Annotated in this window: 12 protein-coding genes; 4 read left to right on the top strand and 8 right to left on the bottom strand. The window is 68.1% G+C overall.

The features are described from left to right. Window positions 1–92: 92 nt before the first annotated feature. Genes CQ044_RS10550 through CQ044_RS10530 form a run of 5 tightly spaced genes read right to left on the bottom strand, consistent with a single transcriptional unit; the run spans window position 93 to window position 5,120 of the window. Complete coding sequence (locus CQ044_RS10550) at window positions 93–797, bottom strand: DUF3800 domain-containing protein (RefSeq protein WP_258133256.1); 705 nt, start codon at window positions 795–797, stop codon at window positions 93–95. A gap of 37 nt (window positions 798–834) precedes the next feature. Further along, window positions 835–2,007: a restriction endonuclease subunit S gene (locus CQ044_RS10545; protein ID WP_105688432.1), complete on the bottom strand. Its 1,173-nt coding sequence runs from the start codon at window positions 2,005–2,007 to the stop codon at window positions 835–837. Next, the gene (locus tag CQ044_RS10540) at window positions 2,004–3,014 is read right to left on the bottom strand and encodes a virulence RhuM family protein (RefSeq protein ID WP_105688431.1); all 1,011 of its coding nucleotides are present in this window, start codon (window positions 3,012–3,014) and stop codon (window positions 2,004–2,006) included. The genes CQ044_RS10545 and CQ044_RS10540 overlap by 4 nt, the downstream gene beginning before the upstream one ends. Beyond that, window positions 3,007–4,533, bottom strand: coding sequence for a type I restriction-modification system subunit M (locus CQ044_RS10535; RefSeq protein WP_105688430.1), 1,527 nt, complete (start codon window positions 4,531–4,533; stop codon window positions 3,007–3,009). The genes CQ044_RS10540 and CQ044_RS10535 overlap by 8 nt, the downstream gene beginning before the upstream one ends. Then, the gene (locus CQ044_RS10530; protein ID WP_105688429.1) at window positions 4,530–5,120 is read right to left on the bottom strand and encodes a restriction endonuclease subunit S; all 591 of its coding nucleotides are present in this window, start codon (window positions 5,118–5,120) and stop codon (window positions 4,530–4,532) included. Before CQ044_RS10530 ends, CQ044_RS10535 begins: the two co-directional genes overlap by 4 nt. Window positions 5,121–5,321: 201 nt before the next feature. Between CQ044_RS10530 and CQ044_RS10525 the strand changes: the two genes are divergently transcribed. The 3 genes from CQ044_RS10525 (at window position 5,322) to CQ044_RS10515 (ending at window position 11,238) form a co-directional block, all read left to right on the top strand. After that, window positions 5,322–7,544, top strand: a complete 2,223-nt coding sequence (locus CQ044_RS10525; RefSeq protein ID WP_105688428.1) for an ATP-dependent Clp protease ATP-binding subunit — start codon at window positions 5,322–5,324, stop codon at window positions 7,542–7,544. A gap of 255 nt (window positions 7,545–7,799) precedes the next feature. Further along, the gene (locus CQ044_RS10520) at window positions 7,800–9,329 is read left to right on the top strand and encodes a nucleobase:cation symporter-2 family protein (protein WP_105688427.1); all 1,530 of its coding nucleotides are present in this window, start codon (window positions 7,800–7,802) and stop codon (window positions 9,327–9,329) included. Window positions 9,330–9,870: 541 nt separating this feature from the next. Then, the gene (locus tag CQ044_RS10515) at window positions 9,871–11,238 is read left to right on the top strand and encodes an 8-oxoguanine deaminase (RefSeq protein ID WP_105688426.1); all 1,368 of its coding nucleotides are present in this window, start codon (window positions 9,871–9,873) and stop codon (window positions 11,236–11,238) included. A gap of 327 nt (window positions 11,239–11,565) precedes the next feature. Here CQ044_RS10515 and CQ044_RS10510 read toward each other — a convergent pair whose 3' ends face one another. After that, window positions 11,566–12,651 carry a S9 family peptidase gene (locus CQ044_RS10510; RefSeq protein ID WP_105688425.1) on the bottom strand — a complete coding sequence of 362 codons (1,086 nt, stop codon included), beginning with the start codon at window positions 12,649–12,651 and terminating at the stop codon, window positions 11,566–11,568. Further along, window positions 12,648–14,159, bottom strand: a complete 1,512-nt coding sequence (locus tag CQ044_RS10505; RefSeq protein WP_105688424.1) for a hypothetical protein — start codon at window positions 14,157–14,159, stop codon at window positions 12,648–12,650. The genes CQ044_RS10510 and CQ044_RS10505 overlap by 4 nt, the downstream gene beginning before the upstream one ends. Window positions 14,160–14,246: 87 nt before the next feature. On the opposite strand from CQ044_RS10505, the gene CQ044_RS10500 reads away from it, so the two are divergent. After that, window positions 14,247–15,233, top strand: coding sequence for an AsnC family transcriptional regulator (locus CQ044_RS10500; RefSeq protein ID WP_181158276.1), 987 nt, complete (start codon window positions 14,247–14,249; stop codon window positions 15,231–15,233). A gap of 7 nt (window positions 15,234–15,240) precedes the next feature. Here the strand turns inward: CQ044_RS10500 and CQ044_RS10495 are convergent, their stop codons facing one another. Then, on the bottom strand, window positions 15,241–16,602 hold the full coding sequence (locus tag CQ044_RS10495; RefSeq protein ID WP_105688422.1) for an MFS transporter: 1,362 nt from the start codon (window positions 16,600–16,602) through the stop codon (window positions 15,241–15,243). Between the last annotated feature and the right edge of the window lie 366 nt (window positions 16,603–16,968).

Raw genomic sequence — 16,968 nt, 5'->3', positions numbered from 1 at the left:
GTCGGTGGGCAGGCGTAACCTGTAAGCGGATCGGGCTTTTCCTGATCGGCGACTAGGGTCTGAGGGTTCTCGGACCCTTTTCGTTTGCCCTGTCATGGGAAGACCTTTTCGTAGCGGAGCTTCGGCTCGATCAGTTCGTATGCCCGGTTCGGCTGATCGGGGCGCAGCGTCCGCAGCGCGATGGGCCTCGCGACGAGGTCGGCGAGTTGCAGGCCGCTCGAGTTTGCTGCTTTGGGCACGATGAGCGCTTCAAACGACATCCGACGGAAGTCCATGCGTCTGTATCCCCAGCTGCCACCGTTCGTGCAGATTCGTCGGAACTCGACTTCGAGATCGCGATCCTCGTTCTTGCCGCGGCTCTCGAAGATGATCTGGACCGTTCTCCCGGTCTGAAAGCGATTCGCGAGGAACTCGAGAAGACGCTCCATGCAGAACAGCAGCGCGACCTCGTAGGGGTTGTATGCCGTCGTCGGGTACTTGGCGAGCAGACGGTGCTTGTCGATCGTGGCCGCAATCACGTCGAACGGGGCCCCTGCAATGACGCCGTTCAGCCGTTCGAAGAAAGACGCCCGCAATGCGGGACTGCGGCGCAGCAGGCTGAACGCACCGGTCTGCTTGCGGATGTCGGCCTCGTGGAGGACGACGGCGTCGTGACCCCAGAAGTCGAACTTGAGCCGCTCTACCGTGGGAACGATCGAGTCGATGTAGTCCGTCTTGCGGAAGACGCAGAACGCCAGCGTGAACACCGGGAAGTCGGGGTTGATGGAGTTGAGGCCGTGGTCACCGCTCTCGTCCACGTACACGATGTAGTCGGAGAACGTGGGGGCGGTGGGCTCAGTCATCGGGCTCACCCGCTTCCACACGGAGCTCACCGCTGAGCAGTCTCTCCGCGAGCCCGCGCTTCTGCGCGCGGAGGAGTTCGATCTTGCGATCGAGAAGGGCGATCTCCTGGTCGGCAGATGCGAGCACATCGGCCGTGTGGGCTTGATGGGCGCTTGAGGGCAGAGCGATCACTTCAGCCAAGAATTCCCTCGGATTGACTCGGCGGGCCTTGCGTTGCCCGCGCGCCAGATGAAGCTGATTTTCGTAGTAGCTGGGTCGAGTGAGGTAGTTGATCAGCCAGGCTGGATTGACTTGGTCATCAATGTCGAAGGCGGGCAGGTCGAGCGTCGTCTCGAAGCCGTTCAGTTCGTCGGGGACGATTGCAAACGCGCCGTTCAAGAAATCAAGCTTGCTGTAGACCAACTGGCCGGCACGGCGCTCGAAGTATCTCGTCGCTGCACTAGTCTGCGAGATCGCCTTCGCCACGGCACCTCGCCCGTAGAGCCGTATCGTGATTTTCTGAGGGCTGGTTTCAGGCTTCCCAGGGAGGCGGCTCTCGGTGAGGATACTGGCGATGGTGACGCGCTCGGCGGGAACGTTCGCATAGAGATGCTGCCTAAGCCGGTCTCTGCGCGACCGAGCGAGCGCCGAGAGCCGGCTTGTCGCATCGATCGCTTCGTCCCAGGTGCGGAGGATCTCGGCGATCTTCCGCTGTTCCGAGAGCGACGGGTAGCTGATCCTAAGCTTACGAAAGAGCGGAAGACCAATCGTCTTTATCGTTGAGCCGACAGCCATCCGCCCGAAGTACGGCTTTTGCCTTTGAAGGACGTAATAGAGGAACCATGGATCGATCACGCCGCGAGCGTCGCACTGCCACGCGATGAAGTGCTGGCTTACCGCCATCGGCGTCGCGAGCACAGCACTCTTGCCGACGCCCGCGTCGCGGCTAAGGATTACCGTCCGCGCGGGATGGAGCACGGCGGATGATCCGGCAAGCCCACGTCCAGAGATATTTCGCCTGGTTGTGCGAATGTAGCCGGAGTCCAACTGGTCGCTATCCGCGAGCGAAACCCATGGAATGTCACCGTCCCAGAAATCGGGACGTGACTGGCTCGGTGTATGACCGCTACCTCGTATCGTGACGTCGTCGAGCAGAGACTCGGTCCATCGTTGGGAACGGGTCATCTGGCGTCCCTCCCCAGCCGCTCGATCGCCGCGAAATCAGCTGCATCCGCATCCGCAGCGTCACGAGACCGGCGGTGCGCGTCGAACTCGTCATAGCGACCTTCGGCGAGGCGCTTGGCCACGGCTGCCTGCATATTGCCCGCGTGGGTGAGCAGGTCGCGGCCGTTGAACTGCAGGAAGGCGTCGAGCTTCTCCGCCCATTCGTCCATCGTGACGACCTGCCGCCGCCGTGCCTGGTCCTCGGCGAAGTCGAGGTACATCGTGACGATGCGGTTGAGTTCAACCAGCTCGTCCTCGCCCAGATAGTTCTTGCCCACGCTCACATCGGCCTTGCGGACGCGCCCGCCGCTCCAGGCGGTCAGCCCCATGTTCGATGCGCCCGCGTCGCTCCGCGTCGCGACGATCTCCGCCGCCGTCTTGCCCGTCACGGCGAACAGCATCTTGTTCTGCACCTTGGCGAAGAACGTCTTGGCCGCGTCGGATGCGGAATCGTAGTCGACGGCCGTCGCATAGAGATCGGTGACCTTCTGATAGAACCGCTTCTCGGATGCCCGGATGTCCCGGATGCGCTCCAGCCACTCGTCGAAGTAGTCCCACTGCGGCGCATCCTTGAGCTTCGCATCGTCCATCGCAAAGCCCTTGACGAGGTACTCGGTGAGCACGGTCGTCGCCCAGCGACGGAACTGCGTACCGCGCGGCGAACGCACCCGGTAGCCGATCGCCAGGATCATGTCGAGGTTGTAGTGGCGCACTGTTCGGGTGACTTCCCGGGTTCCTTCGATGCGAACCTGTAAGTAGTCGTTACAAGTTGCCGCCTCGGTCAGTTCACCCTCGGAGTAGATCGTCTGGATGTGCTGGGTTATGGCCTGAGGGGTCACCTGGAAGAGCTCTGCAATGCTGCGCTGCGACAGCCATGCTGTGCCGTCCACCGCGCGCAGTTGCACGCTCGCCAAGCCGTCATCGGTCGTGTAGAGGACGATCTCGCCCGACGGATCCGTCTCAGCCATCGATGCCCAGCTCCTTCAGATACCCGGCGATCTTTGCCCGCACTTCGACGAGCTCCGCCTCTACCTTTTCGATCTCGCGCTGCACGGCGGCGATGTCGACCTCAGGCTCAGGCTCGAACGTGTCGACGTATCGCGGAATGTTGAGGTTGTAGTCGTTCTCGGCGATCTTGCCGATCTCGGCGAGCTGCGAGTAACGCTCGATCTCGACGCGACCTCGGTAGGTCTGCACGATCTTGTCGATGTGCGTGGACTCGAGCAGATTCTGAGACTTCACCGGGGAGAATTCCCGACTGGCGTCGATGAAGAGCACATCGTCGCGGTCGGAGTTCGCCCCGCCGGCCTCTCGCGAGCGGTCGAAGAGGAGGATCGCCACGGGGATCCCCGTCGTGGTGAAGAGATTGGCGGGAAGGCCGATGACGGCATCCAGCAGGTTCTCTTCAATAAGGGCTTTGCGGATCCGCCCTTCGGCGCCGCCGCGGAACAGCACGCCGTGCGGAACGATCACGGCGACGCGTCCCGTGTGGCGCTTCGCGACCTCGATCATGTGCGTGATGAACGCGTAGTCACCCTTGCTTCTCGGCGGGACCCCGCGCCAGAAGCGCTTGTACTCGTCCGAGGCGGCGTCTTCGGCACCCCACTTGTCGAGGGAGAACGGGGGATTCCCCACCACGACGTCGAACTGTCGCAGGCGATTCTCGTCGAGAAGCCTGGGCCCCGTGAGGGTGTTTCCCCAGGCGATCGTCGCGGAGTCGTTCGCGTGCATGAACATGTTCATGCGGGCGAGCGCCGAGGTGGCGCCGTTCACCTCCTGCCCGTAGAGCGCATAGTTGTTCGATCCGACCTCGCGTGCGGCCTCGATGAGAAGCGATCCGGATCCGCAGGCAGGATCGAAGATCGTGTCACCGGTCTTCGGCGCAGCGAGCTTCGCGAGGAGAACCGAGACGGAGCGGGGGGTGTAGAACTCGCCCGCCTTCTTGCCCGCATCCGACGCGAAGCGCGAGATGAGGTAGATGTATGTCTCGCCGATGATGTCGTCGCCGACGCGCGATGGGCGGAGGTCCAGCGCAGGGCGGTGGAAATCCTCGAGGAGATGTGCGAGGCGGCGGTTGCGCTCCTTCGTCTCGCCGAGGTTCACCTCCGAGTTGAAGTCGATGTTGCGGAAAACACCGTCCAGCTTGGCCCGGTTCTTCTCCTCGATCGCAGCGAGGGCGATGTTGATTAGCTCGCCGATATTGTCGGCCTTGCGCTGTTCGTAGAGGTTGTAGAAACTGCTGTCCTCGGGAAGGACGAACCGCTCACGGTCGAGGAGGCGCTTGACCTTCTCTTCCTTTCGGGGATCCTCGGCGAAGCGCCTGCCGAGGTTCTCCCGATCCTCGATCCAGATGTCGGAGATGTACTTCAGGAACAGCATCACGAGGATGTAGTCCTTGTACTGCGTTGCATCGACCACGCCCCGGAAGGTGTCGCACGCAGCCCACGCGGCATTGTTGATCTGTTGCTGCGTGACCGTCGGGTTCATCGATTGCTCCTGGATTCTGAGAGGTGCGGCGAGAGGGCTGCGCGGTCGAGCTGTGTCGAGAGGAGGTCATGGCGCAGATCGGAGAGGCGAAGAGAGAGTGCACGCTCTCGTGCGGCGAGCGATGAGCTCAGCGCGATGACGCGCTGAGTCGCGAGCGGGGGCACGTCGATGGGCAGCTTTTCCAGTACCGCGCGGGGGATCATCTTGACCCCTGTGCCCATGGCTTCGGTGGTGAGAAATCGCTGCGCGGCGGGGCGGCCGACGTACCAGGCGAGGTAGGCAGGGTGTACGTCGGAGGTGGGATGCAGAATGAAGAGTGGGGCGACGGCCACCAAGGGTTCGCCGTAGTCGCCGGGAGCCCAGGCGCTCCAGAACGGACCGCGCGAACGGATGACCAGCTCATCAGAGTGGACGCGGTGGCTCGAGTGAGTTGGTGCGTCGATACGAAGCGCTCGATCGGGATTGAACTCGCCCGCGGGGGTCAGATCGCCTTGTTGCACCGCGAGAACGCCGCCCTCGCGGACATCTCGAAGGCGATCGCGGAACGTGAGTCCGGATCGAATCGAGCAGATGTCTCCGAGAAGCATTCCCTCACCTTAGCGGTATGTCTGTACTGCACGCAAGACCAATGATCGCAGTATCGCAAATACTGAAAATTGACGGGTCTCGCGGCCCCTTGTGCATTGAGGTGCCACCCCGCTAAACTTGAGTCTAATCAACTCAACTTTGAAGAGGCGGACCGGATCCGGCTCTTCCGCCACAGACGCAAGGAGAACCCAGGAGGACGAATGGCCACCCCTCAGACGGCACAGCAGGACGGGCAGCAGTCGGCGCTCGAGCAGTTCGGCATCAACCTCACCGATCGCGCCCGGCAGGGCAAGCTCGATCCGGTGATCGGTCGCGACGCGGAGATCCGCCGCGTGAGCCAGGTGCTCACCCGGCGCACCAAGAACAATCCGGTGCTGATCGGCGAGCCCGGTGTCGGCAAGACCGCCGTCGTCGAGGGGCTCGCGCAGCGCATCGTCGCCGGAGACGTGGCCGAGTCGCTCAAGGACAAGGAGCTCGTGTCGCTGGACATCTCCGCTCTCGTGGCGGGGGCGATGTACCGCGGCCAGTTCGAGGAGCGGCTGAAGAGCGTGCTCAAGGAGATCACCGAGTCCGACGGCCGCGTCATCACCTTCATCGACGAGCTGCACGTGCTGATGGGTGCGGGCGGGGGAGAGGGATCCGTCGCCGCCTCCAACATGCTCAAGCCCATGCTCGCCCGCGGCGAGCTGCGGCTCATCGGCGCCACCACGCTCAACGAGTACCGGGAGTTCATCGAGAAGGACGCGGCGCTGGAGCGCCGGTTCCAGCAGGTCTATGTCGGCGAGCCCTCGGTCGAGGACACGATCGCGATCCTGCGCGGCCTCAAGGGGCGCTACGAGGCGCACCACGGCGTGACCATCAGCGACTCCGCGCTGGTCGCCGCCGCGTCGCTGTCGAACCGCTACCTGCCGAGCCGTCAGCTGCCGGACAAGGCCATCGACCTCATCGACGAGGCCATGAGCCGGCTCAAGATGGAGATCGACTCGAGCCCCGTCGAGATCGACCAGCTCAAGAGGTCGGTCGACCGGATGCGCCTCGAGGAGCTCGCGCTGAAGAAGGAGAAGGACGCGGCCTCGAAGGAGCGCCTCGCGAAGCTCCGCGACCAGATGGGCGAGGCCGAGGCCGAGCTCAAGGGCCTCGAAGCCCGCTGGGAGCGCGAGCGCGGCGGCCTGAATCGGGTGGGCGAGCTCAAGAAGCGCCTCGACGAGGCGTTCACCGAGCGCGACAGGGCTCTGCGCGACGCCGACTACGTGAAGGCATCGAAGCTCGAGTACGAGACGATCAAGCAGTTGCAGGCGCAGCTCGCCGACGCCGAGCGGCAGGCCGACGCGCAGAGCGACGAGCCCCGCATGGTGAACGAGCAGGTCACCGACGAGGACATCGCGGCGGTGATCGCGGCCTGGACCGGGATCCCCGTGGGCCGGCTGCTGCAGGGCGAGAGCGAGAAGCTCCTGCATCTGGAGCGAGAGCTGGGCCGGCGCCTGATCGGGCAGAAGGAGGCGGTCGCGGCCGTCTCGGACGCGGTGCGGCGCTCGCGCGCGGGCATCAGCGACCCCGGCCGGCCGACCGGATCCTTCCTCTTCGTCGGACCCACCGGTGTCGGCAAGACCGAGCTCGCCAAGGCGCTCGCCGAGTTCCTCTTCGACGACGAGCACGCGATGGTGCGCATCGACATGTCGGAGTACGGCGAGAAGCACTCGGTCTCGCGTCTCGTCGGCGCCCCTCCCGGCTACGTCGGCTACGAGCAGGGCGGGCAGCTCACCGAGGCCGTGCGGCGGCGCCCCTACAGCGTCGTCCTGCTGGACGAGGTCGAGAAGGCCCACCCCGAGGTGTTCGACGTGCTGCTCCAGGTCATGGACGACGGCCGCCTCACCGACGGCCAGGGTCGGACGGTCGACTTCTCGAACGTGATCCTGATCCTCACGAGCAACATCGGATCCCCGATCCTGATCGACCCGACGCTCTCGCCGGACGAGAAGCGCGACGCCGTGATGGCCCTCGTGCGACAGGCGTTCAAGCCCGAGTTCATCAACCGTCTCGACGACATCGTGATGTTCCAGGCGCTCACAGAGGACGACCTGGCGCAGATCGTGGAGCTCACGATCGACCAGCTGCAGCGTCGTCTCGCCGACCGCCGGCTGACGCTCGCGGTCACGCCCGACGCGCGCGCCTGGCTGTCCGAGCGCGGCTACGACCCGGTGTTCGGCGCCAGGCCGCTGCGCCGCCTCATCCAGAACGAGGTGCAGAACCGGCTGGCGTCGGCCTTGCTGTCTGGGCGGGTGCAGGACGGCGACATCGTGCGCGTGGATGTCGCGGCGGATGGATCCTCCCTCGTGCTCACGAGCGAGGGGCCGGCCGTCCCTCCGCCTCCCCGGGCCGACGCGGACGATGATGTGATCGAGGCCGAGCTGCTCGACGAGTGACGCGACGAAGGTCGAGGAAGGGCCCCGGATCTCCCTGATCCGGGGCCTTTTCCGCGCCTGGACGGCGAGGATGGCTACTTCTTCACTATCCGCATTATGGAATTCTCACTCCGAGATTCGGAAAAAGTTCTTGACTCTGAATGGGGCCTTGGTTAGCCTGAGGGGGTCTCCAGAGCTGGAGACGCATCAGGACTAACAGCACATCCGCCCCGCTTGCGAGGCGGAACGCGCGACTCGCCGTCGAACCGCCATCGCATGGCGTTGCGGACGGCCGCCGCCTCGCTCACCTGGTGCTCTGCCCCCGACGAAGAGGTCGAATTGACTACCAAGCAGAAGAAGGAGCTCGTCCGCCCCGAGGACGAGCGCCTGCCGATCGGCGCGACCATCGGCTACGGCATCCAGCACGTGCTCACGATGTACGGCGGCATCATCGCCCCGCCGCTCATCATCGGGCAGATGGCGGGGCTGAAGCCCGGCGAGATCGGCGTGCTCATCGCCGCGTGCCTGTTCATGGGCGGTCTCGCCACGATCCTGCAGACCGTCGGCGTCCCGTTCTTCGGATCCCAGCTGCCCCTCGTGCAGGGCGTGTCGTTCTCGGGCGTCGCAACCATGGGCGCGATCGTCACGAGCGGCGGTGGGCTCCCGGCGGTGTTCGGATCCGTGATCGCCGCCTCGGTGATAGGCCTGCTGATCGCCCCTGTGTTCGCGACCGTGATCCGGTTCTTCCCGCCGGTCGTGACGGGAACCGTGATCACCACGATCGGTCTCAGCCTGCTCCCGGTCGCGGCCGGCTGGATCATGGGCACCGGCGAGAACACCGGCGGCGCGAAGGGCGGCGCCCCCGAGAACCTGATGCTCGCCGGCATCACCCTGGTGATCGTCCTGATCCTCAGCAAGATCCCGGTGGGCGCGATCTCGCGCCTTGCGATCCTGCTCTCCATCGTGCTCGGCACGATCGTCGCGGTCTTCCTCGGCAAGGCCGACTTCAGCAAGGTCGGCGAGGGCGACATCTTCGCCTTCCCGAAGGTCTTCGAATTCGGAGTGCCGACCTTCGAGATCGCGAGCATCATCTCGATGCTGATCGTGATCCTGGTGACCCTGACCGAGACCACCGCCGACATCCTCGCCGTGAGCGAGATCGTCGGCACCAAGGTCGACTCCAAGCGCATCGCCGCGGGGCTCCGCGCCGACATGCTCTCCAGCGCGGTCTCGCCGATCTTTGGCACGTTCACGCAGTCGGCGTTCGCGCAGAACGTCGGCCTGGTCGCCATCACGGGCGTGAAGAGCCGCTTCGTGGTCACCGCCGGCGGTGGCGTGCTGGTGATCCTGGGTCTGCTGCCGGTCCTGGGTCGCGTCGTCGGGGCGATCCCGACGCCGGTCCTCGGTGGCGCGGGCCTCGTGCTGTTCGGCTCGGTCGCAGCGTCCGGCATCCGCACGCTCGCCAAGGTCGAGTACCGCGACAACATGAACCTCGTGATCGTGGCCACGTCGATCGCGGTGGGTATGCTCCCGATCGCCGTCCCGACGATCTATGAGCAGATGCCGGCCTGGTTCGTGACGATCTTCCACTCCGGCATCAGCTCGGCCGCGGTCGTCGCGATCCTGCTGAACCTGCTCTTCAACCACCTCGGCAGCGTGAAGCGGAAGAACGCGTTCGTGTCGGCGCCGACCCGCAGCATCCCGGTCGCGTACCTGGACGCCTTCGAGGACGGCGACTCGATCATCGACGGCAAGATCGTCGACCGCGACGGCAACGAGGTCATGGTCGATCGCCCGGCGCACTGATCCGGAACGGGGTCGTCGCCCTTCGTCTCGTCGCTGCGCTCCTCGCTCAGGGACCGGCCTCCACCGGTTCCTGAGCGAGCGCAGCGAGACGAAGGGCGTGCGCTCCTCGCTCAGGGGCCGGCCTCCATCGGTTCCTGAGCGAGCGCAGCGAGACGATGGGCGTGCGCTCCTCGCTCAGGGGCCGGCCTCCATCGGTTCCTGAGCGAGCGCAGCGAGACGATGGGCGTGCGCTCCTCGCTCAGGGGCCGGCCTCCATCGGTTCCTGAGCGAGCGCAGCGAGACGATGGGCGTGCGCTCCTCGCTCAGGGACCGGCCTCCACCGGTTCCTGAGCGAGCGCAGCGAGACGAAGGGCGTCGTCCGTATCGCGGAATCCTGATTCTAGGATCCGAAAAAGACCGTTGACCGGCGTCGACCGTCCGTGGTACATCTGAAAGGCCTCCTCGATCGGAGGCGCACCTGGATCAGCAGACAGGTCAAAACTGAGCTGGCCCCCGCGGGGCCACCTTCCGGCTCCGCTCGTCGAACGAGGGAGTCTGCTCGATGTCCGAATCCACCCGCACCATCTGGCTGAAGAACCCGCTCGGGATCCACACCGGCGACGGCGCCGATGCCCGTGGCGGCCTGGTCGTCGCCGGATCCACGATCCTCGAGGCCGTGCCCGTCGGAGGATCCCCGTCCTCGCCGGTCGACGAGGTCTACGACGCCTCGCGCCATGTCATCATCCCCGGCCTGATCAACACGCACCACCACTTCTATCAGACCCTCACCCGGGCGTGGACGCCTGTGGTCAGCGCCGAGCTCTTCCCGTGGCTCAAGGGGCTGTACGGCGTCTGGGCCGGGCTCACTCCGCGCGATCTCGAGCTCGCCACGACCGCCGCGCTCGCCGAGCTGCTGCTGAGCGGCTGCACCACCGCCGCCGACCACCACTACCTGTTCCCGAACGGGCTGGAGGAGGGCATCGACGTGCAGGTCGACGTCGTGAAGCGCCTCGGCATGCGCGCGACGCTGACTCGCGGATCCATGTCCCTCGGCGAGAAGGACGGCGGCCTGCCGCCGCAGAGCACGGTGCAGGACGCGGAGGTGATCCTCGCCGACAGCGAACGCCTCGTCGGCGCCTACCACGAGCGCGGAGAGGGCGCATTCGTGCAGATCGGCCTCGCACCGTGCTCGCCGTTCTCCGTCACCACGGAGGTCATGCGCGATACGGCGACTCTGGCCGAGCGCCTCGACGTGCGCCTGCACACGCACCTCGCCGAGACCATCGACGAGGAGGACTTCTGCCGGGAGCGGTTCGGACTGCGCACGGTGGACTACCTCGACAGCGTCGGCTGGCTCGGCGACCGCACCTGGCTCGCCCACGGCATCCACTTCGACGACGACGAGATCGCCCGCCTGGGCGCCGCCGGCACCGCGGTCTCGCACTGCGCCACCTCGAACATGCGCCTCGCGAGCGGGATCGCGCGCGCGGTCGAGCTCGAGGCCGCGGGCGTGCCGGTCGGACTGGGCGTGGACGGATCCGCGTCGAACGACGGATCCAACATGATGATGGAGGTGCGCCAGGCCCTGTACCTGCAGCGCCTGCGCTACGGCGCCGCGGCAGTCACCCCCGAGCGGGCGCTGGACTGGGCGACCCAGGGATCCGCCCGCGCACTCGGCCGTTCCGACATCGGCGTGCTGAGCCCGGGCAAGCAGGCGGACCTCGCGATGTTCACGCTCGACGAGCTGCGCTTCTCCGGCAGTCACGACCCGCTCGCGGCCCTGCTGCTGTGCGGCGCCGAACGCGCGGACCGGGTCATGGTCGGCGGCACCTGGCGGGTGCTGGACGGTCGGATCGTCGGCCTGGACGTGCCGCAGCTCATCGCGCACCACAGCGAGGCCGCCCGCCGTCTGCTCGCTCGCCACGGCTGACGGGGGTTCGGGGCACTCCGTTTGTTGTTTGTTGTTTGTCCGGTTTTGGGGCGTGCTCTGACGTTTTGGGGCGTGCCACGTCGGGATTCCGTGGCGGGACGCGCCCCAAAACGGTGGGATGCGCCCCGAAATCGGAGTGGTGCCGGAGGCCGTGTGCAGTGGATCCGGGGCCGGATCAGGGGTTGTATCCGGGGCCGGTCCGGGGCCTGACCCGGGTTTGGGGCGCGCTCTGTCGTTTTGGGGCGCGCCACGTCGGGAATCCGTGGCGAGACGCGCCCCAAAACGACCGGCTGCGCCCCGAAACCCGAGCAACGACAGCTCCGGGACTCACTCCTCGAAGCGTGCCGCGATCCATGCGGCGGCGTGGGGCGGGGCGTGCCGGGCGCGCATCGTGCCGGAGTGGTGCGAGGGCCACCAGCGGGCGGTCAGTTCCACGCCTGCGCGCCGGTAGCGGCGCAGCATCCGGGCACTGAGCGGCGCGGGGGCGACCTCGTCGAACCGCGCCGCATCGATGCGCACCGGGGTGCGGAACCCCGTCAGGTCCGCCACATCGTTCGCTCGGAACGTTGTATACAGACGGTCGAAGAGCGCGGATCCGTTCCGGCCGCCGATGCGGCTCGGAACGATTCCTCCCCAGGAGTCGCGTGCGGCGAGCTCGGTCAGGCAGAGGCGGTCGAGGTCGCGCCAGCGCTCGCGGGTGGCGGGATCGAGTCCATCCCCGTCGAGCAGCGCGCGCAGACTCTCGTCCGCGGTCGCCGCACCGCGCAGCATCAGCCCGATGAGAGCCGAGACGACGCCCGATCCCGGAAAGGCCCCCGGCACCGCGCGCGCCCACCGGACGCTGAGGTCCATCCGGGTCACCGGCGTCATGGCCGCGACCCCGCGCAGGCGGCTGGCGGCGTCCGGCTCTGGTTCGACCCCGGCGAACAATGCGGCGACCGCCCCCTCGGAGTGTCCGGCGGCGACCCAGTCGTCGCCGAGGCGGTCGTCGAGCGCGCCTCGCGCGCGGACCATGGATCGCAGCGAGCCGCCGAGCGGTCCGCCGAGCAGATACGGGTGCACGCCGGCGCTGCCGATGCCGGGATAGTCCGGGCGCAGCACCGCGATCCCGCGCTGCAGCAGGAGATCGCACAGCACATCGCCCTGCGACATGCGCCGCCACTCGGGATGGCCGGGATGGCCGAGGCTCGGTGCCGAGCGCGCGGATCCGCCCGTCGTCATGTGCCCGAAGGCGACGACCGGGTAACTGCCGGCGCGCGGAGCCGCGTGCGGCAGATGCAGGATCCCGGACTCCGGTCCGTGATCGCCGTCGAAGTGGACGATGCGCGTCGACCCGTGCCTGATTCCGGCGCCAGGGCCTTGCCGCAGACCGGCCGTCGAGCCGGATCCGCCCCGCGAGCCGGATCCGCTCACCAGCGTCCTCGCGGCAGCAGCCGGCGCAGCGCCGACGGCATGGTGCCGAGCAGGGATCCGCGGTGCCGATCGGCGTCGTCGACGACATCCACGAAGAAGCGGGCGACGGGCTCGAGCTGCGCGGTGTCGATCCGCTCGATCGTGTCGGCATCGTCGTAGAGGTAGAGCGGTCCGGAGATGAGGCTCACGGTCGGCACGCCCGAGACAAAGGTGAACGACGCATCGGTGGGGATCCCTCCGGCGAAGAACTCGAGCAGCCCCGCACCGAGGATGCTGGTCGCGTGCATCCCGTGCCGCCGGATCAGGCCGGCGATCCGTGCCGTGAACGCAGGGTTGACATTGAGGAAGATGCCGCGGGGCTCGGTCTCGCCGGTGTTTGCGAAGCCGCCGCCCGGGCCCTCCACGGCGCGCAGGCCGATGTGCTCGATCGTGGCGTTCAGCACGATCCGCCACGGCGCCGCGCGGGACAGTACATGCCGGCGCGCGAACTCGCGGTGCGCCTGATAGCCGGTGAAGTGCGTGTCAAAGGTGGTGAACAGCAGCGTCTTCGCGGGACGCCGCCCGTCGGCGGCCTCGGCGGCGTAGTGCTCGGCGAGAGCGATGACCTCCGCGGCCCCCGAGGCGTCCTCGACCGCCCCTGCGCCGACCGAGTCGTGGTGCGACTGGATCATGATGGCGTCGCCACGTGGAGCGACGCCTGCGTGGCCCCGGCGTCCGGCGCTCCCGGCCGGTCCCGCGGAGTGACCGGACCCGCGTCGTCGCGACAGGTCGTCGCGCCCCGGCAGCACCCCGATCACCGTGCGCGAGACGACTTCGTCGCGCGCGATGCCGAGGGTGAGCGTCGCGCGCGGGGATCGGCGCAGTTCGGCACGCAGCTGGGTGCCGCCGGCGCGGGTCACCCAGGCGCCGGGCAGGCGGAACAGCGTCCGGCGGTAGTACTCGTTGTGGTAGCCGAGCGAGTCGGGGTAGTCCCGCAGCACCCCGATCACGCCGACGGCCCCGGCGGCCGCCGCATCGCGCATCGTGCGTGCGAGAGAGGTCACGTAGGGGTTGCGGCTGCGCAGCACCTCCCGCCGCATGACCCGTCGGCCAGGATCGTGCAGGAACAGCGTGAGGGGCAGCGTGTGCGCGAGCGTCATGTCGAAGGTGAGGTCGAACAGCACGATCGCGCCGCGCACGTCGTGCCGGCGCACCCGATCGGATCCGATGTCGACGACGGGCGCCTCGACCACGTGGCGGACCGTGCCCGCCCAGTCGTGCGCGGGGAGCGCGGAGTGCAGGATCGGCGAGCACGGGACCTCCACGCCGTCGCCGACCCGGACGCCGCACTCGGTCGCGCGCCACGCGAACGACGGCACCTCGAGGATCTCGGTCTCCAGGCCCGCCCGCGCGAACCGGCCCTCCATGTACGCGGCCGCGGCGGCGCCGCCCGCGGATCCGGTGGCGCGCGGCGCGAGGGCGACCAGGTCCTCGATGGTCGCCAGGATCCGGTCCGTCGTCATGCTCATGAGGTGAGCGTAGGTTTCCGCGCGGATTCCGGATGTGAATGACCTGAAACCGCCATTCCAGACATGCGTGTGCGTAGTCTTCGTCACATGGAAGACACCGAGCCCCGAGTGCTGGATGAGGTCGATCTCGCCCTGATCCATACGCTGCAACTGGACGCGCGGGCGCCGTGGACGCGCATCTCGGCGGCGATCGGCGTGGATGCGGCGACGGTCGTGCGCCACTGGGGCGCGCTGCGCGACGAGGGGCTCGCCTGGCTCACCGCATGGCCGACGCCCGAGCGCTGGGCATCGAGCACCGACCTCGCCCTCGTGCTCGTGCACGCGGGAGCCTCGGCCGCCGCGAGGACGGCGATCGTGCGCCGCCCCTGGGTGCTCGGCGTCGACGAGACCTCGGCGGGGCTGCTGCTGCTCGTCGCAGCATCGGCCGGGTTGCCTCAGCTCGGTGAGCGGGTGCGCGATCTGGAGACCGAGGCGACCGTGCTGCGGATGGACGTGGCTGCGGGCGTGGCCGCGGAGGACTCCACCTGGAGGCTGCGCGTGCTGTCGGCCGTGCAGCAGCGGATGCTGCGTTCCGCGCGGCCCGCGGCGGCGGAGAGCGCCCGGCTGCCCAAGCCGCAGACGGTCGCCGAGATCGCAGCGGCGCTGGACGAGGATCCGCGCATGCCGTCGGCGACGCTCGGAGCACGGCTCGGTGTCTCGGAGGCGACCGCACGCCGGGCCGTCGACCGGGCGACCTCGGCGGGCCTGCTGCGGTTCGGATGCGATCTGGCGATGCCCGGGGCGGGGTTCCGTCGCGGCGCGGTGCTGTGGGCCCGCGGCGCCGATCCCGAGGCCGCCGCGGCGCGCGCGGCCCGACTGCCCGAGGTGCACCGCGCGGTCGTGGCGGTGGGACCGGCGCCGCTGTCGGTCTCCGTGCGCGCCAGGTCTCTCACGGCGCTGCCCGCGATCGAGCGGGCGTGGGGTCCTGACGTCGAGATCGTCGACCGCTGGACCGTGCTGCGCTCGATCAAGCGCAACGGCCACGAGCTCGATGCGGCCGGACGCTCGATCGCGCGCATTCCGCCCCGTTGGTGAGGCGGGGTCAGTCGTTCGCCAGCGCGCCTGCTTCCGTCGTGCCGGTTTCCGCTGTTCCGGCCGAGGCGCGCAGCCGGTCGTCGAGTCGGTAGCGCGACAGCGGGATCAGGCTGACCAGGCACAGCAGGGCGGGCACGAGCGAGACACCGAGCACGATGGCCCACTGCGCGCTGTCGGGCTGCGGCGCGGCGTCACCGGTCGAGGCGCGGTAGCCGCCGAGCGTCAGCACGAGGCCGAGCAGGGCGGGGCCGAGCGCGTAGCCGAGGAGCTCGAACCCCGACCACACGCCGGAGATCATGCCGATCCGGTTCGTGCCGCTGCGGCGCGCGTCCTCGGCGGCGAGATCGGGCAGCATCGCCAAAGGGAAGAGCTGCGCCCCCGCGTAGCCGACCCCCACCACGCCCGACGCGAGGAGCAGGGGCACTGCGTCTCCCGTACGCGCTGCGAGCAGCGCGACCAGACCCGCCGCCATGGTGATGGTGGCGACCGCGAACCCTCGGCGCTTGCCGACCCTGGCGCCGAGGCGCGCCCACGCAGGCGTGAGCACGATCGCGGGGGCGACGAAGCACACGAACGCATAGGTGGCGATGGACGCGTCGTGCACGACGTGCCGCGCGACGTAGACGACGCCGCCGAGCACCATGCCGATCGCGACCGCCTGCAGCACGTAGGCCACGATCAACCTGCGCGCGTCCGCATCGCGCAGCACGATCGCGAGCTGCGAGAACAGGCGCCCGCCGGCCTGTTCGCCGCGGGTGAGCGGGACGGAGCGCGTGCCGAACCACACGCCAGCGGTGCCGACGAGGATGAGCACGCCCATCGCGACGGCCATGATCCGGTAGCCCGTGACGCCTCCGAACGACTCGACGAGCGCGGGCGCCGCGGCACCGGAGACGAGGATCGCGAGCGTGAACACGATCACCCGCCACGTGATCATGCGGGTGCGCTCGGCGTAGTCGTCGGTGATCTCGGCCGACATCGCCAGATACGGGACCTGGAAGAACGCGTACACGGTGGCGGAGGCGAGGAAGGCCGCGAGCACCCACAGCGCCGCCGCGACCGGGGGCGCGGTGGGGCCGAAGAACATCGCGGTGAACGCGAGCGCGAGCAGGATCCCCGCGCGCAGGATGAACGGCCTCCGTCGATCCCGAGGATTCCGGGAGCGGTCGCTGATCCGACCCGCGACCGGGTTGAGGAAGAAGTCCCAGGCCTTGGGTGCGAACACGATCATGCCGGCCAGGGCCGCCTGGACGCCGAGCAGGTCGGTCAGGAACGGCATCAGGATCAGCCCTGGCACGGTGCCGTAAGTGCCGGATGAGATGCCGCCCAGGGCGTAGCCGACCCGGACACGGCGGGGGAGCGCGGTCATGCGCCGATCGTAGGGGCGCTCGTGCGGAAGGAAGCCCCCGATGCGGCGGATCCGTCACCCGAGCGGGTCGGGAGCAGGGGATCCGTCGGATCCCGGCTTCGCTCGGGACGGGCGCTGGGGCGGGGAACTCGAGGGCGCGTCCGATTTCGGGGCAGGAATGACCGTTTTGGGGCGCGTCCCGCCGGGATTCGACGGCAGGACGCGCCCCAAAGCGGTGGGATGCGCCCCAAAACCGGTGGTGCAGGGCAGGCAAAGTCCGGCCGGCGACGGCGTGCGCCCCGGGATCCGTCGGATTCCGGGTCGGATCCGGAGTCGGTTCGGACCCCGGGTCGGGCGCCGGGGCGCACGCCGTCGCCGGCCGGACTT

This window comes from Microbacterium sp. MYb64 (assembly GCF_002979495.1).
GTDB lineage: Bacteria > Actinomycetota > Actinomycetes > Actinomycetales > Microbacteriaceae > Microbacterium > Microbacterium azadirachtae_A.
This window is presented reverse-complemented; position numbering and strand designations above follow the sequence as displayed.

Bases quoted from the DNA above. Each gene is read 5' to 3' on its own strand.
- CQ044_RS10505 (WP_105688424.1), bottom strand. From the start codon at position 14,159: ATGAGCATGACGACGGACCGGATCCTGGCGACCATCGAGGACCTGGTC.
- CQ044_RS10515 (WP_105688426.1), top strand. From the start codon at position 9,871: ATGTCCGAATCCACCCGCACCATCTGGCTGAAGAACCCGCTCGGGATC.
- CQ044_RS10540 (WP_105688431.1), bottom strand. From the start codon at position 3,014: ATGGCTGAGACGGATCCGTCGGGCGAGATCGTCCTCTACACGACCGAT.
- CQ044_RS10495 (WP_105688422.1), bottom strand. From the start codon at position 16,602: ATGACCGCGCTCCCCCGCCGTGTCCGGGTCGGCTACGCCCTGGGCGGC.
- CQ044_RS10530 (WP_105688429.1), bottom strand. From the start codon at position 5,120: ATGCTTCTCGGAGACATCTGCTCGATTCGATCCGGACTCACGTTCCGC.
- CQ044_RS10520 (WP_105688427.1), top strand. From the start codon at position 7,800: ATGGCGTTGCGGACGGCCGCCGCCTCGCTCACCTGGTGCTCTGCCCCC.
- CQ044_RS10545 (WP_105688432.1), bottom strand. From the start codon at position 2,007: ATGACCCGTTCCCAACGATGGACCGAGTCTCTGCTCGACGACGTCACG.
- CQ044_RS10525 (WP_105688428.1), top strand. From the start codon at position 5,322: ATGGCCACCCCTCAGACGGCACAGCAGGACGGGCAGCAGTCGGCGCTC.
- CQ044_RS10535 (WP_105688430.1), bottom strand. From the start codon at position 4,533: ATGAACCCGACGGTCACGCAGCAACAGATCAACAATGCCGCGTGGGCT.
- CQ044_RS10500 (WP_181158276.1), top strand. From the start codon at position 14,247: ATGGAAGACACCGAGCCCCGAGTGCTGGATGAGGTCGATCTCGCCCTG.